Origin of the sequence: Bordetella genomosp. 7, assembly GCF_002261265.1 — a bacterium.
In the GTDB taxonomy this organism is placed as follows: Bacteria; Pseudomonadota; Gammaproteobacteria; order Burkholderiales; family Burkholderiaceae_B; genus Bordetella_A.
In genome coordinates, this window is sequence record NZ_NEVK01000004.1 from 590,863 (window position 1) to 615,157 (window position 24,295).

At 65.3% G+C, this 24,295-nt stretch carries 19 protein-coding genes; 10 read left to right on the plus strand and 9 right to left on the minus strand.

Translation table 11 applies throughout. The features are described 5' to 3' along the window. Positions 1-36 precede the first annotated feature (36 nt). Positions 37-2,745 (plus strand): aminopeptidase N, encoded by a 2,709-nt coding sequence (pepN, locus tag CAL19_RS09955; RefSeq protein ID WP_094796686.1) that lies wholly within the window; start codon positions 37-39, stop codon positions 2,743-2,745. A gap of 37 nt (positions 2,746-2,782) precedes the next feature. Then, positions 2,783-3,808 (plus strand): class 1 fructose-bisphosphatase, encoded by a 1,026-nt coding sequence (locus CAL19_RS09960; protein WP_026638087.1) that lies wholly within the window; start codon positions 2,783-2,785, stop codon positions 3,806-3,808. A gap of 91 nt (positions 3,809-3,899) precedes the next feature. Here the strand turns inward: CAL19_RS09960 and CAL19_RS09965 are convergent, their stop codons facing one another. From CAL19_RS09965 to alaC, 4 genes are all read right to left on the minus strand, one after another. Beyond that, positions 3,900-4,121 (minus strand): YgdI/YgdR family lipoprotein, encoded by a 222-nt coding sequence (locus CAL19_RS09965; RefSeq protein WP_026638088.1) that lies wholly within the window; start codon positions 4,119-4,121, stop codon positions 3,900-3,902. 222 nt (positions 4,122-4,343) lie between these two features. Next, positions 4,344-5,753: a threonine synthase gene (gene thrC / locus CAL19_RS09970; protein WP_026638089.1), complete on the minus strand. Its 1,410-nt coding sequence runs from the start codon at positions 5,751-5,753 to the stop codon at positions 4,344-4,346. Further along, positions 5,750-7,054 (minus strand): homoserine dehydrogenase, encoded by a 1,305-nt coding sequence (locus CAL19_RS09975; RefSeq protein ID WP_026638090.1) that lies wholly within the window; start codon positions 7,052-7,054, stop codon positions 5,750-5,752. Before CAL19_RS09975 ends, thrC begins: the two co-directional genes overlap by 4 nt. Positions 7,055-7,178: 124 nt before the next feature. Then, positions 7,179-8,366, minus strand: coding sequence for an alanine transaminase (gene alaC / locus CAL19_RS09980; RefSeq protein ID WP_094796687.1), 1,188 nt, complete (start codon positions 8,364-8,366; stop codon positions 7,179-7,181). Between the two features lie 184 nt (positions 8,367-8,550). Between alaC and CAL19_RS09985 the strand changes: the two genes are divergently transcribed. From CAL19_RS09985 to CAL19_RS10005, 5 genes are all read left to right on the plus strand, one after another. Beyond that, positions 8,551-9,009, plus strand: coding sequence for an Mth938-like domain-containing protein (locus CAL19_RS09985; RefSeq protein ID WP_026638092.1), 459 nt, complete (start codon positions 8,551-8,553; stop codon positions 9,007-9,009). Further along, entirely contained in the window at positions 9,006-9,470 is a 465-nt protein-coding gene (locus CAL19_RS09990) for a peroxiredoxin (protein WP_026638093.1), read from the plus strand. The genes CAL19_RS09985 and CAL19_RS09990 overlap by 4 nt, the downstream gene beginning before the upstream one ends. Before the next feature lie 55 nt (positions 9,471-9,525). Next, positions 9,526-11,181 carry a PhoH family protein gene (locus CAL19_RS09995; protein WP_026638094.1) on the plus strand — a complete coding sequence of 552 codons (1,656 nt, stop codon included), beginning with the start codon at positions 9,526-9,528 and terminating at the stop codon, positions 11,179-11,181. Further along, positions 11,181-12,161: a 4-hydroxythreonine-4-phosphate dehydrogenase PdxA gene (gene pdxA / locus CAL19_RS10000; protein WP_094796688.1), complete on the plus strand. Its 981-nt coding sequence runs from the start codon at positions 11,181-11,183 to the stop codon at positions 12,159-12,161. Before CAL19_RS09995 ends, pdxA begins: the two co-directional genes overlap by 1 nt. 76 nt (positions 12,162-12,237) lie before the next feature. Beyond that, positions 12,238-13,206 (plus strand): bile acid:sodium symporter family protein, encoded by a 969-nt coding sequence (locus tag CAL19_RS10005; protein WP_026638096.1) that lies wholly within the window; start codon positions 12,238-12,240, stop codon positions 13,204-13,206. A 19-nt stretch (positions 13,207-13,225) separates the two neighbouring features. On the opposite strand, the gene CAL19_RS10010 is transcribed toward CAL19_RS10005, so the two are convergent. The 3 genes from CAL19_RS10010 to purL form a co-directional block, all read right to left on the minus strand. Beyond that, positions 13,226-13,780, minus strand: coding sequence for a DUF1415 domain-containing protein (locus CAL19_RS10010; RefSeq protein ID WP_026638097.1), 555 nt, complete (start codon positions 13,778-13,780; stop codon positions 13,226-13,228). A gap of 10 nt (positions 13,781-13,790) precedes the next feature. Then, positions 13,791-15,260 (minus strand): M20 family metallopeptidase, encoded by a 1,470-nt coding sequence (locus CAL19_RS10015; protein WP_026638098.1) that lies wholly within the window; start codon positions 15,258-15,260, stop codon positions 13,791-13,793. Positions 15,261-15,376: 116 nt separating this feature from the next. Next, a complete protein-coding gene (gene purL, locus CAL19_RS10020; RefSeq protein ID WP_026638099.1) occupies positions 15,377-19,435 on the minus strand; it encodes a phosphoribosylformylglycinamidine synthase in 4,059 nt (1,352 codons plus the stop codon). A 352-nt stretch (positions 19,436-19,787) separates the two neighbouring features. On the opposite strand from purL, the gene CAL19_RS10025 reads away from it, so the two are divergent. Genes CAL19_RS10025 through CAL19_RS10035 form a run of 3 tightly spaced genes read left to right on the plus strand, consistent with a single transcriptional unit; the run spans position 19,788 to position 22,697 of the window. After that, the gene (locus tag CAL19_RS10025) at positions 19,788-20,324 is read left to right on the plus strand and encodes a TRAP transporter small permease (RefSeq protein WP_038851865.1); all 537 of its coding nucleotides are present in this window, start codon (positions 19,788-19,790) and stop codon (positions 20,322-20,324) included. Beyond that, complete coding sequence (locus CAL19_RS10030; RefSeq protein ID WP_026638101.1) at positions 20,321-21,619, plus strand: TRAP transporter large permease; 1,299 nt, start codon at positions 20,321-20,323, stop codon at positions 21,617-21,619. The genes CAL19_RS10025 and CAL19_RS10030 overlap by 4 nt, the downstream gene beginning before the upstream one ends. Before the next feature lie 49 nt (positions 21,620-21,668). Continuing rightward, entirely contained in the window at positions 21,669-22,697 is a 1,029-nt protein-coding gene (locus CAL19_RS10035) for a DctP family TRAP transporter solute-binding subunit (RefSeq protein WP_026638102.1), read from the plus strand. 165 nt (positions 22,698-22,862) lie between these two features. Here CAL19_RS10035 and greB read toward each other — a convergent pair whose 3' ends face one another. Together greB and CAL19_RS10045 are read right to left on the minus strand one after the other, a co-directional pair. Beyond that, a complete protein-coding gene (gene greB, locus CAL19_RS10040) occupies positions 22,863-23,420 on the minus strand; it encodes a transcription elongation factor GreB (RefSeq protein ID WP_026638103.1) in 558 nt (185 codons plus the stop codon). A gap of 7 nt (positions 23,421-23,427) precedes the next feature. Beyond that, positions 23,428-24,270, minus strand: coding sequence for a 3',5'-nucleoside bisphosphate phosphatase (locus tag CAL19_RS10045; RefSeq protein ID WP_026638104.1), 843 nt, complete (start codon positions 24,268-24,270; stop codon positions 23,428-23,430). Between the last annotated feature and the right edge of the window lie 25 nt (positions 24,271-24,295).

Genomic DNA, 24,295 nt, shown 5'->3' on the forward strand with positions numbered 1-24,295 from the left:
CAATACGCCATTGCCTATTCTGGACTGATTCCGCGCATGCGTACCGAAACCCCTGTAACCGTGTATCGCAAGGATTATCGACCCTACCCGTACGCGATTCCGGAAGTGTCGCTGGAGTTCGACCTTGATCCCGATTCCACACTCGTGCAAAGCAAGCTGCGGGTGCAGCGCAAGGCAGACGCCGCCCCAGACGCGCCGCTCGTGCTCGATGGCACCGACCTGCAACTGATATCGCTGCGCGTCGATGGCCGGGACTGGCCGGCAAGCGGGTACACGCTCGACGACGAAACCCTGAGCATCTGCGGCCTGCCGCCCGAGGCCGTGGTCGAGATCGCCAGCCGTTGCCGGCCCCAGGCCAATTCGACCCTGATGGGCCTATACGTGTCGGGCGGCAATTTCTTCACGCAATGCGAGGCTGAAGGGTTCCGGCGCATTACCTGGTTTGCCGACCGGCCCGACGTCATGTCGCGCTACCACGTCACGCTGCGGGCAAGCCCCGACTTCCCCGTCCTGCTGTCCAACGGCAACCTGCTGGACACCGCCACGCTGCCGGACGGGCGCCAGCAAGCCCAATGGGAAGACCCCTTCCCCAAGCCCTGCTATTTGTTCGCGCTGGTGGCCGGCCGCCTGACGCACCGCGAGACCACGGTGCGCACGGCGTCCGGGCGCGCCGTTCTGCTGCAGGTATACAGCGACCCCGGCTCGGAAGACCGCACGCAATGGGCTCTGGAATCGCTGGAGCGGGCGCTGCGCTGGGACGAAACCCGCTTCGGCCTCGAGCTCGACCTGGACCGTTTCATGGTGGTCGCAGTGCGCGACTTCAACATGGGCGCCATGGAAAACAAGGGCTTGAACATTTTCAATGCCGCATATGTGCTGGCCGACCCGCAAACCGCCACCGACGCCAATTACGAAGGCATCGAGGCCGTCATCGGCCATGAATACTTCCATAACTGGACGGGCAACCGGGTCACCTGCCGCGACTGGTTCCAGCTCAGCCTGAAAGAAGGCCTGACGGTATTCCGCGACCAGGAATTCACCGCCGACATGATGGCGCGCGATCTGGACCCCGCCGCGGCCGCCAGCGCGCGCGCCGTCAAGCGCATCGATGACGTGGTCACGCTGCGCGCCGCGCAGTTTCCCGAAGACGCCGGCCCCATGGCTCATCCCATACGTCCGGAAAGCTACCAGGAAATCGGCAACTTCTATACCGCCACGGTATACGAGAAGGGGGCCGAGGTCATCCGCATGCAGCACACGCTTTTGGGCGCCGAGGGCTTTCGCGCAGGCATGGACGAGTACTTCCGCCGCCACGATGGCCAGGCCGTGACCTGCGACGACTTCGTCGCGGCGATGGAATCGGTCTACATGCGCCAGCATCCCGGGCGCGACCTTGCGGTATTCCGTCGCTGGTACAGCCAGGCGGGTACGCCGCGCGTGACGGTCACACTGGATTACCAACCCGCCACGCGGCGCTGCACCGTCACCCTGGCGCAACAATGCCCGCCGGTTGGGGTGGAAAAACGCGCCGGCAGCGACTATGTCAAGCAGCCTTTCCACATTCCTTTTGCCCTGGGCCTGCTCGACCCGCAGGGGCGTGCCCAGCCGCTGCGGCTGGGCAACGGCGCGGCGCAAGATACGGTGCTGCTGGAATTGACGCAGGCGCGCCAGCAATGGGTGTTCGAAGACATTCCCGCCAAGCCAGTGCCATCGTTGCTGCGCGGATTTTCCGCGCCGGTGATCGTGGAATACAACTGGACCGATGCCGAGCTGGCCCTGCTGTCCGCCCACGACACCGACCCGTTCGCACGATGGGAAGCCGGACAGGAGCTCGCGACCCGGCAGATACTCGGCCTGGCGGCGCAGCACCAGTCGGGCGCCGACCTGCGCGTGGACGCCGGGTTTGTCGACGCTTGGCGCGCGCTGCTTACCGACCCTGCGCTGGACGCGGGCTACCGCGCGCGCGCGCTGGCCCTGCCTTCGGAGAAAACGCTGGCCGAACGCATGCACGAGATCGACCCGCGCGCCCTGGCCGTGGCGCGCGACTTCCTGCGCGCCGCGCTGGGCCGTGAACTCGCCGATCAATGGCGCAACGCCTTCGATGCCAACCAGACGCCCGGTGCGTACAGCCCGGCCCCCGGCCCCGCGGGCCGCCGCGCCCTGAAGAACCAGGCGCTTGCACACCTGATGGCGGCGGAAATCAATGGCGCGCAAACACTGGCGCAAGACCAATTCGCCCAGGCAGACAACATGACCGACCGCCTGGCCGCCCTGTCCGCCCTGGTGAATCATGGCCATCCCGACGTCGCCGCCGAGGCATTGGCAACCTTCTATGCCGGCTGGCAGGACGATCCGCTGGTCGTCGACAAATGGTTCGCGCTTCAGGCCACCGCCATCAGTACCGATGTGGCTGCCGTGCGCGCGCTGATGGCGCATCCGGCCTTCACACTGCGCAACCCCAACCGCGCGCGCGCGCTGGTATTCCAGTTCTGCCTGAACAATGCGCGCGGCATGCACCGCCCGGATGGCGACGGCTATGCTTATTGGGCCGAGCAGGTTCTGGCCCTGGACGCGCTAAACCCCGAAATCGCCGCCAGATTGGCGCGCGCGCTCGACAACTGGAGTCGCTTCGTGCCCGCGTTGCGCACGCCCATGCAGCAAGCGCTGCAGACGGTTCGCAGCCAGCCTGGCCTGTCGCGCAATGTTGTCGAAATCGTATCCAAGGCACTGGATCTCGCCGCTTGAGTTCCAGGCCCTTATTCGCTGCCAACGGAGACCGCTCTTGAAACACAAAACCCTTACTCAATACTTGGTCGAGCAGCAGCGCTCGGCCGATGCGCTGGCCCCCGAAGTACGCCTGCTGATCGAAATCGTGGCCCGCGCCTGCAAGGCGATCAGCCACGCCGTCAGCAAAGGCGCGCTGGGCGGCGTGCTGGGCAGCCTGGACTCCGAAAACGTCCAGGGCGAAGTCCAGAAAAAACTGGACGTCCTGTCCAACGAAATCTTGCTCGAGGCCAACGAATGGGGCGGCCACCTGGCCGCGATGGCGTCCGAAGAAATGGAAACCATCCATCTGATTCCCAACCGGTATCCCAAGGGCGAGTATCTGCTGCTGTTCGATCCCCTGGACGGCTCGTCGAACATCGACGTCAACGTGTCGATCGGCACGATTTTCTCGGTATTGCGCGCCCCTCATCACGTGTCCGGGGCCGAAGTCTGCGAACAGGATTTCCTGCAGCCCGGCAACCAGCAGGTTGCGGCAGGCTACGCGGTGTACGGGCCGCAGACCATGCTGGTGCTCACCATCGGCAATGGCGTCGTCGGCTTTACGCTGGACCGCGAAATGGGCTCGTGGGTACTGACGCACGACCAGATCCGCGTACCCGAAGACACCAAAGAATTTGCCATCAACATGTCGAACATGCGCCATTGGGCCCCGCCCGTGCGGCGCTATATCGACGAATGCCTTGCCGGCACCACCGGCCCGTTGGGCAAAGACTACAACATGCGCTGGATCGCCTCGATGGTGGCCGATGTGCATCGCATCCTGACCCGCGGCGGCATCTTCATGTATCCCTGGGATGCGCGCGAACCGGGCAAGGCGGGCAAGCTGCGCCTGATGTACGAAGCCAATCCCATGAGCATGATCATCGAGCAGGCGGGCGGCGCGGCAATCGACGGCAACCAGCGCATTCTGGACATCCAGCCCGAAAAGCTGCATCAGCGCGTCAGCGTCATACTGGGATCAAAAAACGAGGTGGAGCGCGTGGGCCGCTACCACGCGGAAGCGACAGCTGCGCAAGCCTGATTGCGCTGTCGAAGGTGTCCGGCTCTTGCAGGAGCCAGACACCTTTTTAACTTGAGCGCCGCAATGCCGGCTACCCGGCAAGCCAGAACGATCAATCAACCTCTTCGATCGTCTTCACGTCGTCCTTGTTCATCTGGACTTTGCTGCCGTTCTGTTCGTACTCGTAAAAGCCGCTATTCTTGTCGTACTCGGGCTCATCCGGGGTCACGACCTGGCCGCCGTCGCGCGTATGCACCACCGAGGGCGACGAGCAACCCGCCAGTACGCCGACTCCGGACAGGATCAGGGCAAGCGTCGTGGTCTTGAGTTTCATGGGCGTTTCTCCGTCTGGTTGAACGAAGTTTCACTGTAGGCTCGCGCCCGTGCCCGGACAGTGACGGGATGTCGGCAAAATGCATAAGTGTGTAATGGCGCGGCCCGCGCCGGCGCGCCTACGCATTGACGCGATCGTGCGCGGCGCCGGCGATAAAAAAAACCCCGGCATGAACGCTCCGGGGTTTTTTCGGGGTTGCAAACTTACACAGCGGATACACCCTTACACCTTGGCATGAGCCTCGATGTAGCGTCGAACCAACTGTGCGTCGCAGTCCAAGACCGTGACCCGCTGGGGCAGCGATTCCAGCCCTGCCAGCGCGGGCGGCGGCGTAACGGGACGGCCCAGGGCAGCCTCGATGGTGTCCGAGAATTTCGCCGGCAAGGCTGTCTCGAGCACGAGCATGGGCACGCCAGGCTCGACGAACTCGCGAGCCACCTTCACCCCATCGGCGGTATGCGGATCAACCAGAACGCCCGTGGTGTCGTACGTGGAACGGATAACTGCCAGCCGGTCGGCATGCGTGCTGGTGCCTGCCAGGAAGCCATAGCGCGATTCGAATTCCGGCTTCAGCTCGGACAGGTCGAAGTAGCCATCGCGCGCAAGCCCTGCCCACAACGCCTGTACACGGCCCGGATCGCGGCCCGTGAGGTCGAACACAAAGCGCTCGAAATTGGACGCCCGCGAAATGTCCATGGACGGGCTGGACGTGGCGAACGTATCGGCCGCCCCGCGCGGACGATAGATACCCGTGCGGAAAAATTCTTCCAGCACATTGTTCTCGTTGGTGGCCAGCACCAGGCGACGCACCGGCAAGCCCATGGATCGCGCAATGTGGCCCGACAGGATGTTGCCGAAATTGCCCGACGGCACGGCAAACGAGACTTCCTGCCCCGGCGCGGTGGTGGCGCGCAGCCAGCCCTGAAAGTAATACACCACCTGGGCCGCGATGCGCGCCCAGTTGATGGAATTGACAGCGCCGATGCGGTAACGCGTCTTGAATTCCAGGTCGCCCGCCAGGGCCTTGACGATATCCTGCGCGTCGTCGAACACGCCGCGCACGGCGATGTTGTGGATGTTTTCGTCTTGCAGCGAATACATCTGCGCGCGCTGGAACGCGCTCATGCGGCCGTGCGGCGACAGCATGAACACGGCCACGCCTTTCTTGCCGCGCAAGGCATACTCGGCCGCCGACCCCGTGTCACCCGAGGTGGCGCCCAGGATGTTCAGGGTGGCGTTGCGCTGCGTGAGCACATACTCGAACACTTGGCCGAGGAACTGCATGGCCATGTCCTTGAAGGCCAGTGTCGGCCCCTCGGACAGGCCCAGCAGATGCAGCCCGCCATCGAGCGGGCGCAACGGCACGATATCTTCGCTGCTGAAGACGCCCTGCCGATAGGCTGCGCGCGTCAGTGCGCGCAAGTCGTCGGCGGGAATGTCGGTGGCAAAGCGTGACAGGACCTCATAGGCCAGTTCGGGGTACGACAGGCCGCGCCAGCTTTCGAGCGTTTCGGCAGAGATCTGCGGCAGCGTCTCGGGCACGGCCAGGCCGCCATCGGGCGCCAGGCCTTCGAGCAGGATGTCGCTGAAGGCTTGCGGGGCCATGCCGCCGCGGGTGGATATGTATTTCATGTCAGTGTCTCGACACGCAGGCGCGTCACGTTGGAACGCACGAACGGCAATTGCTCGATGCTGCAGATGGCGCGCGCCACATCGCCTTCTGTCGCCTGATGTGTCAGGAAGATGATGTCGGCCCCGCCGATATGGGACGGCTGCTGGATCATGGAGCCAATGGAAATGGAATGGTCGGCCAGCACGCGGGCGATATCGGCCAGCACGCCAGGCTGGTCGTCTACGCGCAGGCGCAGGTAGTACGAGGTGCTGACCTGCTCGATAGGCAGAATGGGCAGGTCGGACAGCGCATCGGGCTGGAAAGCCAGGTGCGGCACGCGGTTGCCCGGATCGGCCGTATGCAGTCGCGTGACATCGACCAGATCGGCCACCACGGCCGATGCGGTGGGTTCTTCGCCGGCGCCCTGCCCGTAGTAAAGCGTGGGGCCCACGGCGTCGCCGCGCACCAGCACAGCGTTCATCGCGCCTTCGACGTTGGCGATCAGGCGCTCGGCGGGCACCAGCGCCGGATGCACGCGCAACTCGATGCCATCGGTGCGGCGCTTGGTGATGCCCAGCAGCTTGATCCGATACCCCAGGCGCTCGGCGTGGGCGATGTCTTCCTGGGCCAGTTGCGAAATGCCCTCGATATAGGCTTTGTCGAACTGCACCGGCACCCCGAACGCGAGCGAGGCCAACAGGGTCAGTTTATGGGCGGCGTCGACGCCTTCGATGTCGAACGTCGGATCGGCCTCGGCGTAGCCCAGCCGTTGCGCTTCTGCCAGCACGTCGGCAAACGGCAGGCCGCGCGATCGCATTTCGGACAGGATGAAGTTCGTGGTGCCGTTGATGATGCCGGCCAGCCATTCGATACGATTGGCCGTCAGCCCTTCGCGTATGGCCTTGATGATGGGAATGCCGCCCGCCACGGCCGCCTCGAAGGCGACCATCACGCCTTGCGCAGAGGCCGCGGCGAAGATTTCGTTGCCATGCTTGGCCAGCAACGCCTTGTTCGCGGTGACCACGTGCTTGCCATGCGCAATGGCTTCGAGCACGAGTTCGCGCGCCAGCGTATCGCCGCCGATCAGTTCGACCACGATATCCACTTCGGGATCGCGCACCAGCGCATGCACGTCGCTATCGACCGCCACCCCGTCGCCCACGCGGGCGCGCGCCTTGGCGACGTCGCGCACGGCAACCCGGCTGACCTCGATGCGCCTTCCGGCCCGGCGGGCGATTTCTTCGGCGTTGCGCGACAGCACTGTCCAGGTGCCCCCGCCCACCACGCCCAGGCCCAGCAAGCCGATCTTGATGGGTTGCAGCTCGGCGCGCGGAAAGGAAGCGGGCGTGGCAGACAGCGTACTTGCAGAATTCGTCATTTCAGTTTCCAGATACGGCGGGCATCGGCACATGGCGGCATGCCGCCATGTGCCGACGGCGGCTCGTTTACTTCAGCAGCCCGTCTTTGCGGAACATATCCTTGATGCCGCGCACGGCCTGGCGCGTGCGCTGCTCGTTTTCGATGAGCGCGAAGCGCACGTATTCGTCGCCGTATTCTCCGAAGCCGATGCCGGGCGAAACGGCGACCTTCGCGTCAGACAACAGGCGCTTGGCGAATTCGAGCGAACCCATGGCCCGGTAAGGTTCGGGAATCAGCGCCCAGATGTACATCGAGGCCTTGGGGATCTCGACGTTCCAGCCCGCTTCATGCAGGCCGCGCGCCAGCACGTCGCGACGGCTGCGGTACTGCTCGACGACTTCGGTCACGCATTCCTGCGGGCCGTCCAGCGCCGCGATCGAAGCCACCTGGATCGGCGTGAAGGTGCCGTAGTCGTGGTAGCTCTTGATGCGCGCCAGCGCATTGACGAGTTCGCGGTTGCCCACCATGTAGCCGATGCGCCAGCCGGCCATGTTATAGCTCTTGCTCATGGTGAAGAATTCGACTGCCACGTCGCGCGCCCCTTCCACCTGCATGATGGACGGCGCGACGTAGCCATCGAAGCAGATGTCGGCGTACGCCAGGTCGTGCACGACCAGGATATCGTGTTCCTTGGCCAGCGCGACCACCCGCTCGAAGAACAACAGGTCGACGCATTGCGCGGTGGGATTGCTGGGAAAGCCCAGAATCATCATCTTGGGCTTGGGAATGGATTCGCGCACCGCGCGCTCGAGCTCTTCGAAAAAATCGACGCCCGGCGTCATGCGCACCGAGCGGATGTTGGCGCCCGCGATGACGGCGCCGTAGATGTGGATGGGGTAGCTGGGGTTGGGCACCAGCACGGTGTCGCCGCGGTCGAGCGTGGCCAGCATCAGGTGCGCCAGGCCCTCTTTCGAGCCGATCGTGACGATAGCCTCGCTGTCGGGGTCGAGGCCGACGGCATAGCGGCGCTGGTACCAGTCGCAGATGGCCTTGCGCAGCCGCGGGATGCCCTTGGATACGGAATAGCCGTGCGTCGTGGGCCGCGTCGAGGCTTCGACCAGCTTGTCGACGATGTGCTTGGGCGTGGGGCCGTCGGGGTTGCCCATGGACATGTCGATGATGTCCTCGCCGCGCCGCCGGGCGGCCATTTTGAGCTCGCCAGTGATATTGAACACGTACGGCGGCAGACGCTCGATGCGGGAGAACTTCCTCATGGGGACATTCCTAGGGTTAAGGCGGGACGCGCAGCGCAGTTTGCGGCGCAGCAAAACTCAGTAATCTAGCGCAAGCGGGCCCAGGCGGCAAATGGGGCATTCCACCCCCCCTCGCCCAGGGATATCCTGCAACATGGCCCGATTCCAATGCGCTATCATCGGAAGCATCAAGCCGGAGTTTTTATTGAAGCTGCATACTGACCCTGCATCGGCCCTGAACACGGTAACCGCCTACGGTGACGGTTACATCGAGGTCAACCAGGTACGATTTTCCCACGCGGTGGCCTTCGGTCCCGAAGGCGCCGTCGCCGAGTGGCCGGTCCGGACCGCCACAGATATCACCGCCGCCCTGCTGCAGCAGGCTGCCGGCCTGACCCAGGCGACAAGCGACCCCATGGCCTTCCTGGACGCGCCCGAATCGGCGGCCCCGGCCCGTGGCCAGGGCCCCGAAGTGCTGCTGGTAGGCACGGGCGCGCGGCAGCGGCTGTTGCCGCACGACGTGCTGCGCCCCATGCTGGCCGCCGGCGTGGGCGTGGAAGTCATGGATACGCAGGCAGCCGCGCGCACCTACAACATCCTGATGGCCGAGGGCCGGCGCGTAATCGTCGCCCTGCTGCCCACCGACGGAGATTCCCCCGCATGACGCCTCACATAGGCAAGCCCGCCCCGTCTTTCACCGCCGAAAGCACGATAGGCCCTCTCAGTCTCGAACAATGCCGCGGCCGTGCCGTCGTGCTGTATTTCTACCCCAAGGACAACACCCCGGGCTGCACCACTGAAAGCCAGGATTTCCGCGACCTGCACGCCGATTTCCTGGCCACGGGCGCCGTCGTCATTGGCGTGTCGCGCGATTCCCTGAAGTCGCACGCGAACTTCCAGGCCAAGCACCAGTTGCCCTTTCCCCTGATTTCCGATGCCGACGAAACCGTATGCAATCTGTACGGCGTCATCAAGCAGAAGAATATGTACGGTAAACAGGTACGCGGCATCGAGCGCAGCACCTTCCTCATCGATGCCGAAGGCCGGCTCGTGCAGGAATGGCGCGGGGTGAAGGTGCCCAACCACGCCAACGAAGTGCTGCAGGCCGCCCGCAGCATCGGTTGAACCGAGAACTTTTTTTGTCAGGCGCTATAGCCGGCCCCACAGGAGATCCCCCTACATGCCGCTACCGAAGTTGCCCTCCCGACCCGCAGCTATCCTGACATTCCCCTCGGGCGAAGCCGCCCGTACCAAAACCAAGCCCTCCAGGCGGGCCGACACCCCCAAGAGCGCCCCGGCTGCAGCGGCTGCGCTGCCCGTGCAGCCCGAACTGGATGGCCTGAAAACGCATTCCGCCCCGGCGGCGCAGGCCGTGCCGGCCGCGCCGGCCGCGCCCTCGCGACGCCCGACGCCGGCCGCGGCGCCGGCGCGCAAGCCGAAAGCCCGCGCCGGCGCCGCCGGACGCAAGCTCTTCGTGCTGGACACCAACGTGCTGCTGCACGACCCGAGTTCGTTATTCCGCTTCGAAGAACACGACATCTTCCTGCCCATGATGACGCTCGAAGAGCTCGATCACCAGAAAAAGGGCATGTCGGAAGTGGCGCGCAACGCGCGGCAGGTAAGCCGCTCGCTCGACGCGCTGGTGCATGACGCCAGCCAGCTGGACGACGGCCTCGAACTGAGCGCGCTGGGCAACAAAGAAGCCACCGGTCGCCTGATGTTCCAGACCACGGCCATACACAGCACGCTGCCGGCCGACCTGCCGATGGGCAAGGCCGACAATCAGATCCTGGGCGTGGTGCGCGCGCTGCAGGAACGCTACCCGCAGCGCGAAGTCGTGCTGGTGTCCAAGGACATCAACATGCGCCTGAAGGCGCGCACGCTGGGCATGGCGGCCGAAGACTATTACAACGATCACGTCCTGGAAGACACCGACCTGATGTATTCGGGCGTGATGCAGCTGCCCGAAGACTTCTGGAACCGCCATGGCAAGGACGTCGAATCCTGGCAGCAAGGCGGCACCACGTTTTACCGCGTGCACGGGCCGCTCTGCGCGCAGTTCGTCGTCAACCAGTTCGTGTATTTCGAGGGGCAGATGCCGCTGTATGCGCAGGTGCGCGAAGTCAGCGGCAAAACGGCGGTGCTGGCCACGCTGCGCGACTACACGCACGGCAAGAACAACGTGTGGGGCATCACGGCGCGCAACCGCGAGCAGAACTTCGCGCTGAACCTGCTGATGAATCCCGACTGCGATTTCGTATCGCTCCTGGGGCAGGCCGGCACGGGCAAGACGCTGCTGGCGCTGGCTTCCGGCATCACGCAGGTGCTTGAAACCAAGCGCTATACCGAAATCATCATGACGCGCGTGACCGTGCCCGTGGGCGAAGACATCGGCTTCCTGCCGGGCACCGAAGAAGAAAAAATGCTGCCCTGGATGGGAGCGCTGGAAGACAACCTGGATGTGCTCAACATGGGCGACGGCGACGGCGGCGACTGGGGCCGCGCGGCCACCATGGACCTGATCCGCTCGCGGATCAAGGTCAAGTCGCTGAACTTCATGCGGGGCCGCACGTTCCTGAACAAGTACCTCATCATCGATGAAGCCCAGAACCTGACGCCCAAGCAGATGAAAACCCTGGTGACACGCGCCGGCCCGGGCACCAAGGTGGTGTGCCTGGGCAACATCGCCCAGATCGACACGCCCTACCTTACCGAAGGCAGTTCGGGCCTGACGTTCGTGGTTGACCGCTTCAAGGGCTGGCCGCACGCCGGGCATGTCACCTTGCAGCGCGGCGAACGCTCGCGGCTGGCCGACTACGCGGGCGACGTACTGTAATGACCCCTGCCCGGCCTGTCGGCATCACCATGGGAGATGCAGCCGGCATCGGCCCGGAAATCATCGTCAAGGCGTGCGCGCAAGGCCTGCGGGCGCCGGCGGTCGTTTATGGCGATGCCGGCATCATGCGGCGCGCCGCGGCCGCCCTGGGCGCGCGCCTGGACGTCGTTGAAGTCGGCTCTGCCGCGCAGGCGCAATGCGAGCCGGGATGCATCGAAGTGGTGCCGTGCGGCGCCCCGTTGCCGCCGGACCTGCCCGTGGGCCAGGCCTGCGCGCCCGCGGGGCAGGCCGCCTACGACTATCTCTGCGCGGCGATCGATGCCGCGCAGGCCGGCCACATCCGGGCCATTGTGACCGCGCCGCTGAGCAAGCATTCGATGCATCTGGCGGGCATAGACCAGCCGGGCCATACCGAAATCCTGGCAGAACGCACGCACACGGCCGATTACGCCATGATGCTGGCCAACGACGAACTGCGCGTGCTGCTGGTAACCATACACATCGCGCTGGCCGACGTGCCGCGCGCCATCACGTTGCAGGCAGAATCCCGCGCCATCCGGCTCGCCGACCGCGCATGCCGCCAGATGGGCATTGCACGGCCGCGCATCGCCGTGGCCGGGCTGAACCCGCATGCGGGCGAAGACGGCAAGTTCGGACGCGAAGACATCGACATCATCGGGCCGGCCATCGCCCAGGCCCGCGACGCCGGCCTGGACGTATCGGGCCCCTGGCCCGGCGATACCGTGTTCATGCGCGCGCGCCGGGGCGAATTCGACATCGTGGTGGCCCAGTATCACGACCAGGGCTTGATACCCGTGAAATACCTGGGCCTGGATCAAGGCGTCAATGTCACGGTGGGCCTGCCCTTCGTGCGCACCAGCGTCGACCACGGCACGGCGTTCGACATTGCCGGCAAAGGCGTTGCCGATGCGGCATCGCTGGTGGCGGCGTTCGATCTGGCCCTGTCCATGACGCCCTGAACACGGGGCGTTGCACGGCGGGTCTACAATACCGGCCTTCGGCGCTCACCGTGGCGCCACCCGCGCCAGCCGTCTCATGTCCCGCCACACCCGCTTTCTGCCTGACCGCTTCACGCTCTTTATTGCTGCCACCGTCATCATCGCGAGCGTGCTGCCCGCCCACGGCGTCGGCATGGCGGCATCTGAAACGATCACCAACGTCGCCATCGCCCTGCTGTTCTTCCTTCATGGCGCGCGCCTGCCCCGTGAAGCCATCGTGGCCGGCATGATGCACTGGCGCCTGCACCTGACGATATTCTCGGCCACGTTCGTGATGTTTCCGCTGCTGGGCCTGGCACTGAAGCCGCTGCTGCAGCCGCTGGTAACGCCCGAACTCTACACCGGCGTGCTGTTCCTGTGCTGCCTGCCGGCCACGGTGCAGTCGGCTATCGCATTTACTTCGATGGCGCGCGGCAATGTGCCCGCGGCCGTGTGCAGCGCCTCGGCCTCCAGCCTGCTGGGCATCTTCCTGACGCCGCTGCTGGTGGGTGTGGTCGTGGTGGCCAGCGCGAGCGCGCCGGTTTCATTCGATGCCGTGGGCAAGATCATGCTGCAGCTGTTGCTGCCGTTCGTGCTGGGGCAGCTATTTCGCCCGTGGATCGGCGCCTGGGTGTTCCGCCACAAGAGCCTGCTCAAGTACGTGGACCAGGGCTCTATCCTGCTGGTGGTGTATACCGCTTTTTCCGAGTCGGTCAACGAAGGTCTGTGGCGTGACACCCCTGCCCCCGCCCTGATGGGCCTGGTGCTGACGTGCGGCGTGCTGCTGGCGTTGTCGCTGCTGGGTTGCGTGGCGCTGGGCCGGGTGTTCAAGTTCAAGCTCGAAGACCGCATTACGCTGCTGTTCGGGGGCTCGAAGAAAAGCCTGGCCAGCGGCATTCCGATGGCCCAGGTGATTTTCGCGGGCCAGGCGGTGGGCGCCATGGTGCTGCCCCTGATGCTGTTCCATCAGATACAGCTGATGGTATGCGCCATTCTGGCCGCGCGATACGCCCGGCGTCCGCGCTAGCGGCGCCCGTGCCAGGCGGTCAGCCCGCCATGAGCTTGCGCCAGCCCTCCCAGCCCAGCCGCTGCATCGTCTGGATGTTCTTCTCGTAGATTTCCGCAGCATCGGCATAAGCCTCTACGGCGCGGTCGATGCTGTCTTCTCGCAATAAATGAAGAATCGGATGCGGCGACCGGTTGGTGCAGTTTTCGATGTCGTCAGGCAGGCTGTCGGCAAACTGGAACGCGGGATGGAACGTCGCCACCTGCAGTGTGCCCACCAGTCGCATGCGCCTGAGCAGGCGGTCCGACAGGTCGCCGAAATCGTTGAATTCGTAGAAATCATCCAGCGCGTCCGGCACGATCAGCAGCGTGGTGTCGATTTCCTGGTCATCGGCCTGCGACAACAGCAGCAGTTCGTCTTCCAGGTCGGCCAGCACGCCCTCGGCGTCGGTGGCGTCGCTGGCCGCATAGCGTACTTGCTGCTTGACTTGCACCGCCTTGGCAAACGGGCACAGATTCAGGCCGATGACGGCGCGCTCCACCCAGAGGCGAGTTTCGTCGATGACGCGCTGATAGGCGCCGGCGGTATGTATCATGGGCTCTCGATCAAACCGGCATGGCCGCCATGGTTTGCGCAACGGCGGCGGTCAGGCGCTTGCCGTACGGTACATGCAGGAACTCGTTGGGGCCGTGCGCGTTCGAGCGGGGCCCCAGCACGCCGCACACCATGAACTGCGCCTTGGGAAACCCCTGCTGCAGCATGCTCATCAGGGGAATCGTGCCGCCCTGCCCGATATAGCCACAAGGCGCGCCGTAGTACTGGTGCGAAGCGGCGTCAAGCGCCCGGGTGAGCCAGGCCGCCGACTCGGGCGCGTTCCAGCCGGTTGCGGCGCCCTGGTCGGCATGGAAGATGACCTTGGCGTTATAGGGGGAATCGGCTTCGAGCAATTGCTTGATTTCTTGCGAAGCCGACACGGCGTCGACCAGCGGCGGCAGGCGCAGCGAAAGTTTGAAGGCGGTGCGCGGACGCAGCACATTGCCGGCGCTGGACAGCGGCGGCAGGCCTTCGGCTCCGGTAACCGACAGGGTCGGCCGCCAGGTGCGGTTCAGCAGCGCTTCTTCGGGATGCGTCGTCATGGGCAACACAAAGCCGCCCTCGGCGCCACAGCTCCAGGGAAAGCGGCGCCAGACTTCGTCGCCCAGAATGCGCGCCGTCTCGCGCACCTGTTCGCGGCGCTGGGCCGGAATTTCGCAATGCAGGCTTTGCGGCAGCAGACGGCCGGTCGAGCTGTCTTCCAGGCGGTCGAGCAGATGGCGCAGGATGCGGAAACTGGAGGGCACCACGCCGCTGGAATCGCCCGAATGCACGCCTTCGTCCAGGACCTGGACTTCGAGGGTGCCCGCGACCAGGCCACGCAGCGAGGTGGTCATCCAGAGCTGGTCATAGTTGCCCGCGCCCGAATCCAGGCACACCACCAGCGCGACATTGCCCAGGCGGTCGCGCAGGGCATCGATATAGGGCAGGAGGTCATAGCTGCCGGATTCTTCGCACGTTTCCACGATGCCCACGCAGCGCGGGCGGGCCACGCCCTGCGCGTCCAGCGCCATGATCGCGGTGAGAGACGCGTAGATGGCATAGCCGTCGTCTGCGCCGCCGCGGCCGTAGAGCTTGCCGTCCTCATATTTGGGCGTCCAGGGGCCCAGGTCGGAACGCCATCCCGAGAATTCCGGCTGCTTGTCGAGATGGCCGTACAACAGTATGGTGTCGCCGCTATCGGCGCGCGTGGCGGGCGCGTCGAAGAAAATGACCGGCGTGCGGCCAGGCAGGCGCACCACCTCGAGCTTCAGCCCCGCCACCTTGCGTGATTCCACCCACTGCGCCGCATCGCGCACCACGCGCTCGATATAGGCGTTTTTTTCCCAGTCGGCGTCGAAGGCCGGGCTCTTGGCCGGCACGGCGATATAGTCGGTCAGCGCCGGGATGATCTCGTCATCCCACTGGCGGTCGACATACGCCTGCAGGGCGTCGGGATCGAGCGTGGGCGGCAGGGCGTCGTCGGGAATGCGGGCGTTCATGGCGGAGTTCTCCGGCAGGGCTGAACCTGGATTTTATGCCCGGGCACCAAAAAAAGGGGCGCCTGCCCGGCGCCCCTGCCAACGGAGCGCTGCGGGCGGCCCGGATTCTTCGCCGATCAGCCTACCCACACCCGGGCATTGCGGAACATGCGCATCCAGGGGCTGTAGGCGCCGCCGCTGTCGGCCGCGCCCCATTTTTGCGGCGCCCACGACATCATCACATTGCGCGTGACGCGCTCCGGGTGCGGCATGATGACCGTAAAGCGGCCGTCGGCGGTGGTGACCGAGGTCTGCCCGCCCGGGCTGCCATTGGGATTGAACGGATAGGCTTCGGTGGGGTTGCCGCGGTGATCGACGAAACGCGCCGCCACCAGCGCCTTGGCGGCATCGCCCTGCACCGCGTAGTTGGCGTAGCCTTCGCCATGCGCTACCGCGACGGGCACCCGGGTTCCCGCCATGCCCGCAAAGAAAATCGACGGCGTATCGGCGATTTCGACCAGCGACAGGCGCGCTTCGTACTTTTCGGACTGGTTGCGGGTAAAGCGCGGCCAGTGCTCGGCGCCGGGGATCATGGGCGCCAGCGCAGCCATCATCTGGCAGCCATTGCACACTCCCAGCGCGAAGGTGTCGGGGCGGTTGAAGTAGGCGGCGAACTGGTCGGAAAGACGGCTGTTGAAGCGGATGGTGCGGGCCCAGCCCTCGCCCGCGCCCAGGACGTCGCCATAGCTGAAGCCACCCACGGCGACCAGCCCTTGCATGGCGCTGAGATCGATGCGGCCCGCCAGCAGGTCGGTCATGTGCACGTCGATGGCCTCGAAGCCGGCGGTGTCGAACGCCCAGGCCATCTCCACCTGGCTGTTGCAGCCCTGTTCACGCAGGATGGCCACGCGGGGACGCGCGCCGCCGGCGATGAACGGCGCTGCGACGTCTTCCTGGGGGTCGAAGCTCACGCGCGGAGACAGGCCGGGATCGGCGACGTCGTTCCAGGTATCGAGTTCAGCCTGCGCGCAGGCCGGATTGTCGCGACGCGCCATGATGCGATAGCTGACTTCGCTCCAGGCGCGGCCCAACTCGGCGCGCGGCTGGCTCCACACCTTTTTGCCATCGCGGAAGAATTCGACCATGTCGGCATCGTTCAGGCCGCCGATGACATGCGAATGCGCCGACAGGCCGGCGCCGCGCAGCACCTGCATCACCGCATCGCGCTGCGCCGCAGGCACCTGGATGACGGCGCCCGCCTCTTCGGAAAACAAGGCCTTGAGCGTGAGTTCGTCGCGCTGCACCGCCACTTGTTCGGGGCGGATCTTGTAGTCGCCCCAGTCGGCCGAGCCGGGGTCGAACGTGAGCATGTCCAGGTTGACCGAAATGCCGGTGCGGCCTGCGAACGCCATTTCGCACAGCGTGGCAAACAGGCCGCCGTCGGAGCGGTCATGGTAGGCCAGCAATACGCCGGCTTCGGCCAGCGTGCGGATCGTGACGAAGAACGTGCGCAGGTCTTGCGGCGTATCGATGTCGGGCACGCTGTCGCCGACCTGGTTGTACGCCTGCGCCAGGATCGAGCCGCCCATGCGGTGCCGGCCGCGTCCCAGGTCGATGACGATGAGCACGCTGTCGCCGGCGTCCGTGCGCAATTGCGGGGTGAGGCTGGCGCGCACGTCTCCCACCGGCGCAAACGCGGTCACGATGAGCGACACCGGAGCCACGACCTGGCGCTGCTCGCCGTCCTGTTCCCAGGAGGTTTTCATGGACAGCGAATCCTTGCCCACCGGAATGGACAGGCCGGTGGCCTGGCACAGCTCGCTGACGGCGGACACGGTGTCGTACAGCGCGGCATCCTGCCCGGGCACGCCGCAGGCCGCCATCCAGTTGGCCGAAAGCTTGATATCTTCGAGGCGGGCCACATCGGCGGCGGCCAGGTTGGTCAGCGCCTCGGCAACCGCCATGCGGCCGGACGCGGGGGCATCGAGCACCGCCAAGGGCGTACGCTCGCCCATGGCCATGGCCTCGCCCCGGAAACCCTCATAGTCGGCCAGGGTGACGGCGCAGTCGGCCACGGGAACCTGCCAGGGCCCGACCATCTGGTCGCGGCTGGACAGGCCGCCCACGGTGCGGTCGCCGATCGTGATGAGGAACGATTTATTGGCCACGGTGGGATGACGCAGCACGCGGTAGGCGGCCTCGGTGAGATCGATGCCGACCAGGTCGAGCGGCTCGGCGACCGCCGGCAGGCGTTGCACATCGCGCGTCATGCGCGGCGGCTTGCCCAGGATGACGTCGATGGGCACGTCGACGGGCCGCGTACCGGCCGCGCCGGCCGCCTGCTCGGCGTCCAGCCCTGGCAGGCCTTCACCATCGACCACGCGCAACTGCCGCGATTCGGTAGCCACGCCCACCACGGCATAGGGGCAGCGCTCGCGCCGCGCGATCGCATCGAAGCGTTCAAGGTCTTGCGGCAGAATCGCCAGCACGTATCGCTCTTGGGACTCGTTGCTCCAGATTTCGGCGGGCGACAGGCCGGATTCTTCGAGCGGCACGCGCTTGAGGTCGAATACGGCGCCGCGCCCGGCATCGTTGACCAGTTCGGGAAAAGCGTTGGACAACCCTCCGGCGCCCACGTCGTGAATGGCCAGGATGGGGTTGGCCTTGCCCTGCTGCCAGCAGCGGTCGATGACTTCCTGCGCCCGGCGTTCGATTTCCGGATTGCCGCGCTGCACCGAATCAAAATCGAGCTCGGCGGAATTGCTGCCCATGCTGATGCTGGACGCAGCGCCACCGCCCATGCCGATGCGAAAGCCCGGGCCGCCCAGCTGGATGAGCAGCGCCCCGGGGGGGATGACTTCTTTGTGCGTGAGGTCGGCGTCGATGGAACCCAGGCCGCCCGCGATCATGATGGGCTTGTGGTAGCCCCAGCGCGTGCCGCCGGCCGTTTGCTCGTAGGTACGGAAGTAGCCCAGCAGATTGGGACGCCCGAATTCGTTGTTGAAGGCCGCGCCGCCGATGGGGCCGTCGATCATGATCGACAGCGGCGAGGCGATGCGATCGGGCAGCCCGTGATGGTCGGCTTCCCAGGGTTGCAAAGCGTCGGAAAAACGCAAGTGCGACACGGTGAAGCCGGTCAGGCCGGCCTTCGGCTTGGAACCCCGGCCCGTGGCGCCTTCGTCGCGGATCTCGCCGCCCGCGCCCGTCGCGGCGCCTGGAAATGGCGCGATCGCCGTAGGATGGTTGTGCGTTTCGACCTTCATCAGGGTGTGGACGACCGCGTCACGACGCACATAGCGCGTCGCGTCGCCATTGCCATCGCCGGCGCTGTCCGAAGCCGGAACGCCGGCCTGGAAACGCTGCGCCGGGCCGCCCTGCATGATCGCGGCGTTGTCGGAATAGGCCACCACGGTGCCTTCGGGCTGCGCCCTGTGCGTGGCGCGGATCATGCCGAAAAGGGTCTCGGATTGCGGTTGGCCATCGATGACCCACTGCGCGTTGAAGATCTTGTGGCGGCAGTGTTCGCTGTTGGCCTGCGCGAACATCATGAGTTCGACGTCGGTGGGATCGCGCCCCAGCGCCCCGAATGCCTGTGCGAGATAATCGATTTCGTCCTCGGACAACGCCAGGCCCAGGGCGATGTTGGCCTCGGCCAGCGCGGCGCGCCCGTCGGCCTGCACCGGCACCGTGCGCATCGGCTTGCCTTCGAGCGGCTGGAACAACGCCTGCGCGTCGAAATCGGCATTGACCACCGTTTCGGTCATGCGGTCGTGCAGGCAATCGGCCGCACGCGCCAGCATGGTTTCGTCCAGCGTCTTGGCGCCGAGCAGCCCGCGTTCGGGAACCAGGAAATAACGCACGCCACGCTCGACGCGGCGCACGGCATCCAGGCCGCAGTTATGCGCGATGTCGGTCGCCTTGCTGGCCCACGGCGAGATCGTGCCCAGGCGGGGGATGACCAGCAGGGACAGGCTCTTGGGCGGGACTTCGCCGGCCGGCTCGGTGCCGTAGTCGAGCAGTTGCACAAGCTGCTGTTGCCGGGCGTCGTCCAGCCGCGCATCGGTGCTGACGAAATGCTCGTAGCGGGCCGAGATATCGGCGACGGGCAAGCCCGCTTCGCGCAATTGCGCCAGCAGCCGCTCGCGGCGAAAAGCGGAAAGGACGGAAGAACCGGGCAGATGCTGAACGAAAGACACGATGCGGGCGCCGTTTGAAATTGAGGAAAGGCAAAACAGGGATTTTACCTTTTCAGGGATTTCCCGGAATTGGCGCTTCGCCGCGCCAGCCCCGGCCCGGAATCACGCACGAAATGGCCCCGGTTACAAAATAATTCCCGTGGCGGGCGTCCAGATTGCCGCGTTGCAATATTCATGCCTTTTGCGGAAACCCGGCGATTTCATCGAGAAGTCGACCCATGCATGTAGAGTTTTTATTGCGCTGCAGTATGTTGTGCCGCGTCTTCATCCACGGGAAAACACGCACTAACGCGCCGCCGCACCGCGGGTAGGATGCTGCGATCCCGACTTGCCCGCCTTGCCGCTGTTGCCAATGCCCCGCCATGATGTCCACACCGAACCGGCCGAACCGGTCGAGCCCATCATCCCCGACGAACGCGATCCTGCCGTAAAAGTCCCCCTGGCCCTGGAAGACTGGCTGGCAGTGAGCGTGCTGGCGGTGCTTGCGCTCATTACGTTCGGCAACGTGCTGGTGCGCTACTTTACCGACCAGTCATTTGCCTGGACGGAAGAAATTTCGGTATTCCTGCTGATTGTGCTGACCATGGCGGGCGGCAGCGCCGCATTCGTGCGCAACCACCATATCCGGATCGAAGCGGTAGCCGACGCCGGCTCGCCGGCCCGCCAGCGCCGCCTGGCGTTGGTTTCCAACGTGGTGGTGCTGCTGTTCTTCGTCCTGCTTACCGTGCTGTCGACGCGGCTGGTGTACGACGAGTACATCTATGAAGAGACTTCGCCGGCCATAGGTGTGCCTACGTGGTGGTATTCCATATGGCTGCCCGTGCTGGCGGCAGTGGTTGCACTGCGCACCCTCGGCACACTGCGCCGGCTCTGGAGCGAGCGGCGATGATCGCCACCCTGCTCTTCGTCGTGTTCGCGGCGCTGATGATCATCGGCGTGCCGGTAGGCGTGGCGCTGGGTGTGGCAGGCACGCTGGCGATCGTGATGTCGAACCAGGACGTGGCATGGTTCGGCCTGCTCGCGGTGCCGCAGAATTTCTACGCCGGCCTGGCCAAGTATCCCCTGCTGGCCATCCCCATGTTCGTGCTGGTCGGTTCGATCTTCGACCGGTCGGGGGTCGCGCGACGGCTGGTCGACCTGGCGATTGCCATCGTGGGGCGCGGGCCGGGCATGTTGCCGCTGGTGGCAATTGCCGTTGCCATGTTCCTGGGCGGCATTTCGGGCTCGGGGCCGGCTTGTGCAGCCGCCGTGGGCGCGGTCATGATCGCCGCGATGTCACGCGCCGGCTATCCGGGTTCGTTCTCGGCATCGGTGGTGGCCGCCGGGGCGGCCACAGACATCCTGATCCCGCCGTCGATTGCCTTCATTATCTATTCGGTGCTGGTGCCCGGCGCCTCGGTGCCCGCGCTGTTCGCGGCCGGGATGGTGCCCGGCCTGCTCGCCGGCATCGCCCTGATCGTGCCCACGGTCTGGCTGGCTCGCAGAAACAAGTTCGGCGGGCTGGAAGCCCACCTGCCCCGCCCCCCGTTCTGGGCCAGCCTGCGCGAGGCCAGCTGGGGGCTGGCCGCCCCGGTACTGATATTGGGCGGTATGCGCATGGGCTGGTTCACGCCCACCGAAGCCGCCGTGGTCGCGGTGTTCTATGGCCTGTTCGTGGGCATGTGCATTCACCGCAGCATCAAAGTGCGCGACCTGTTCATCATCTTGCGAGAGGCGGCCGAGCTGTCGGCGGTCATCATGCTGGTGGTGGCGCTGGCCGGCATTTTTGCGTGGGCCCTGTCCACGCTCAGCATCATCGACCCTGTTACACATGCCATCGTCAACTCCGGCCTGGGCGAATGGGGCGTGCTGGCGCTGCTGGTCCTGTTGCTGATGATCATGGGCATGTTCCTGGACGGGATCTCGATATTCCTGATCTTCGTGCCGCTGCTCATGCCGATCGCCGACGCCTACGGTTGGGACCCGGTGTGGTTCGGCGTGATCCTGACCTTGAAGGTGGCGCTGGGCCAGTTCACGCCGCCATTGGCCGTCAACCTGATGGTGTCGTGCCGCATCGCGCGCGTGCCGATGGAGTCGACGATTCCCTGGGTGCTATGGTTGCTGGGCGCTATGTTCCTGGTACTGATAGCCGTGCTGGCCTTTCCGCAGCTGGCTCTCTGGCTGCCGCATTACCTAGGATACTGAAGCAAGGCGGCCTGATAAATCCACAACGTCATATAGCGAGGAGAACACGATGAAATTACGCAACATGATCGGCGCCGCCTTGTGCGCGGCCATCACGCTGGCCGTGCCGGCGGCGCACGCACAGAATTACAAATCGGAGTACAAGCTGTCCATCGTGGTCGGCACCACGTTCCCGTGGGGCCAGGGCGCCACCATCTGGTCGGACCTGGTACGCGAGCGCACCGACGGCCGCATCAACATCAAGGTGTATCCCGGCACCTCGCTCGTGCAGGGCGACCAGACACGCGAATTCACCGCAATACGCCAGGGCGTGATCGACATGGCCGTGGGCTCTACCATCAACTGGTCGCCCCAGGTCAGGCAACTGAACCTGTTCTCGCTGCCCTTCCTGATGCCCGACTATGCCGCCATCGACGCACTGGTGCAGGGCGAAGTCGGCCAGGAGCTCTTCAAGGTTATCGAGAAAGCGGGCGTGGTGCCGCTGGCCTGGGGCGAAAACGGCTACCGCCAGCTGAGCAATTCGCGCCACCCCGTGTCCAAGCCTGAAGACCTCAAGGGCCTGAAGCTGCGCGTAGTGGGGTCGCCGCTGTACATCGATACTTTTACGGCCCTGGGAGCCAACCCTACGCAAATGAGCTGGGCAGACGCGCAGCCGGCGCTGGCCAGCGGCGCGGTGGACGGCCAGGAAAACCCGCTGTCCATCTACACCGGCGCCAAGCTGTACGATGTTGCGCAGAAGTACCTGACCTTATGGAACTATGTGGCCGACCCGTTGGTGTTCGTGGTCAACCGCGAGGTCTGGGAATCGTGGTCCGAGGCCGACCGCAAGATCGTGCGTGAAGCAGCGCTGGAAGCCGGCAAGCGCCAGATCGCCATCGCGCGCAAGGGTGTCACGCCGCAAGACCCATCGCTGCTCAAGGAAATCGAAGGGCATGGCGTGACGGTTACTTCGCTGACGCAGGAACAGCACGCGGCGTTCGTGAAGGCAACCAAGCCCGTATACGACAAATGGAAGTCGCGCATCGGCCAGGAACTGGTCGACCTGGCCGAGAAGTCGATCGCGGCCCGCACGAAATAAGCAGCAGCCCACAGGGGAGAACGGCGGCATTGCCGCCACCGGAAGGCCGGGCACAGAACCCGCCTCCAGCACGGACGCCATCGGGCGTCCGTGTTTTTTTGCGCGGCGGCGCCTGGGGCCGACGAGGCCGGACACCCGCGGCCGCGCAAGTGTGTTCCGGCCCGTTCAGGCCGGGTCGGGATAATTGACTTCGAGGATCTCGAGCTCTTCGACGCCGCCCGGTGTGCGCAGCACCACGGTGTCGCCCTCGCGGGCCTTGATCAGCGCACGCGCCACGGGCGATATCCAGCTGATCTTGCCCGTGAGCGGTTCGGCCTCGTCGACGCCGACGATGGTGACGGCGTGTGTCTCGCCCGCCTTGTCCATGTAGGTGACCGTGGCGCCGAAGAACACCTGGTCGCGGTTGGGCTGCGCCGAGGGGTCGACCACCTCGGCCACGTCGAGCCGCTTGGTCAGGAACCGCATCCGCCGATCGATTTCGCGCAGCCGCTTCTTGCCGTAGAGATAGTCGCCGTTCTCGGAGCGGTCGCCATTTGACGCGGCCCACGACACGACCTGCACAACGGCCGGCCGCTCGACATTCATCAGGTGCGCCAACTCGTCGCGCAGCCTGGCATAGCCCGCAGGCGTCATGTAGTTGCGCGTGCCGGCCGGCAGGACCTGCGCGTCGGGCAGCTCATCGTCGTCGTCGCGATCGGATTCCTTGACAAAAGCCTTGTTCATGGAAACTTCAGAACCAGTCGTGCCATACGGGTTTTAGGTCTGCAGGCAACGGCGCAAGCGCACCCAGGTCGACCCGGCTTTCACGCGGGCTGTGGAAATCCGAGCCGCGCGAGGCCAGGAAGCCGTAGCGCCGCGCCACCTGCGCATAATGCCTTGCTTCTTCGACCGTATGGCTGCCCGTGGTGACTTCGATGCCCTCGCCTCCGCACTGCAGAAACTCTTCAAAAAGGGCATCAAACTGGGTGGGCGTATATTTGTAGCGGCCCGGATGCGCGATGACGGCGCGGCCACCGGCCTGGCGGATCCATGTCACCGCGTCGGCGAGCTTTGCCCATTGCATGGGCACGTACCCCGGGCAATCGTCGCCCAGATATTTGTTGAATACGGTCTGCACATCGGGGCAATGGCCCGCCTGCACCATGTACCTTGCAAAGTGCGTGCGGCTGACCAGTTCGGGGTTGCCCGCAAAGGGCAAGGCGCCTTCATACGTGCCGGGAATACCCAATTCGGCCAGGCGCTGTCCCATGCGGCGCGCACGCTCGGCGCGGCCCGCACGCGTGGCTCGCAGCCCGTGCACCAGGGCCTGGTTGGCCGCATCGAAGCCCAGGCCGACAATGTGAACCGTTTGCGCTGCCCACGTCACCGATATTTCGACGCCGGTGACAAATCGCATACCGAAGCCCGCTGCCGCGGCGCCCGCCTCGGCCAAGCCGCCGACCTCGTCGTGATCGGTCAGCGCCCACACATCGACCCCATTGGCGCATGCGCGCGCAGCCACCTGGGCCGGCGGCAACACGCCGTCGGACACGGTGGAATGGCAATGCAGATCGACGTTGAGAGCGGTAGGCATGAGTTCATTGTACGGCCGCAGGGCG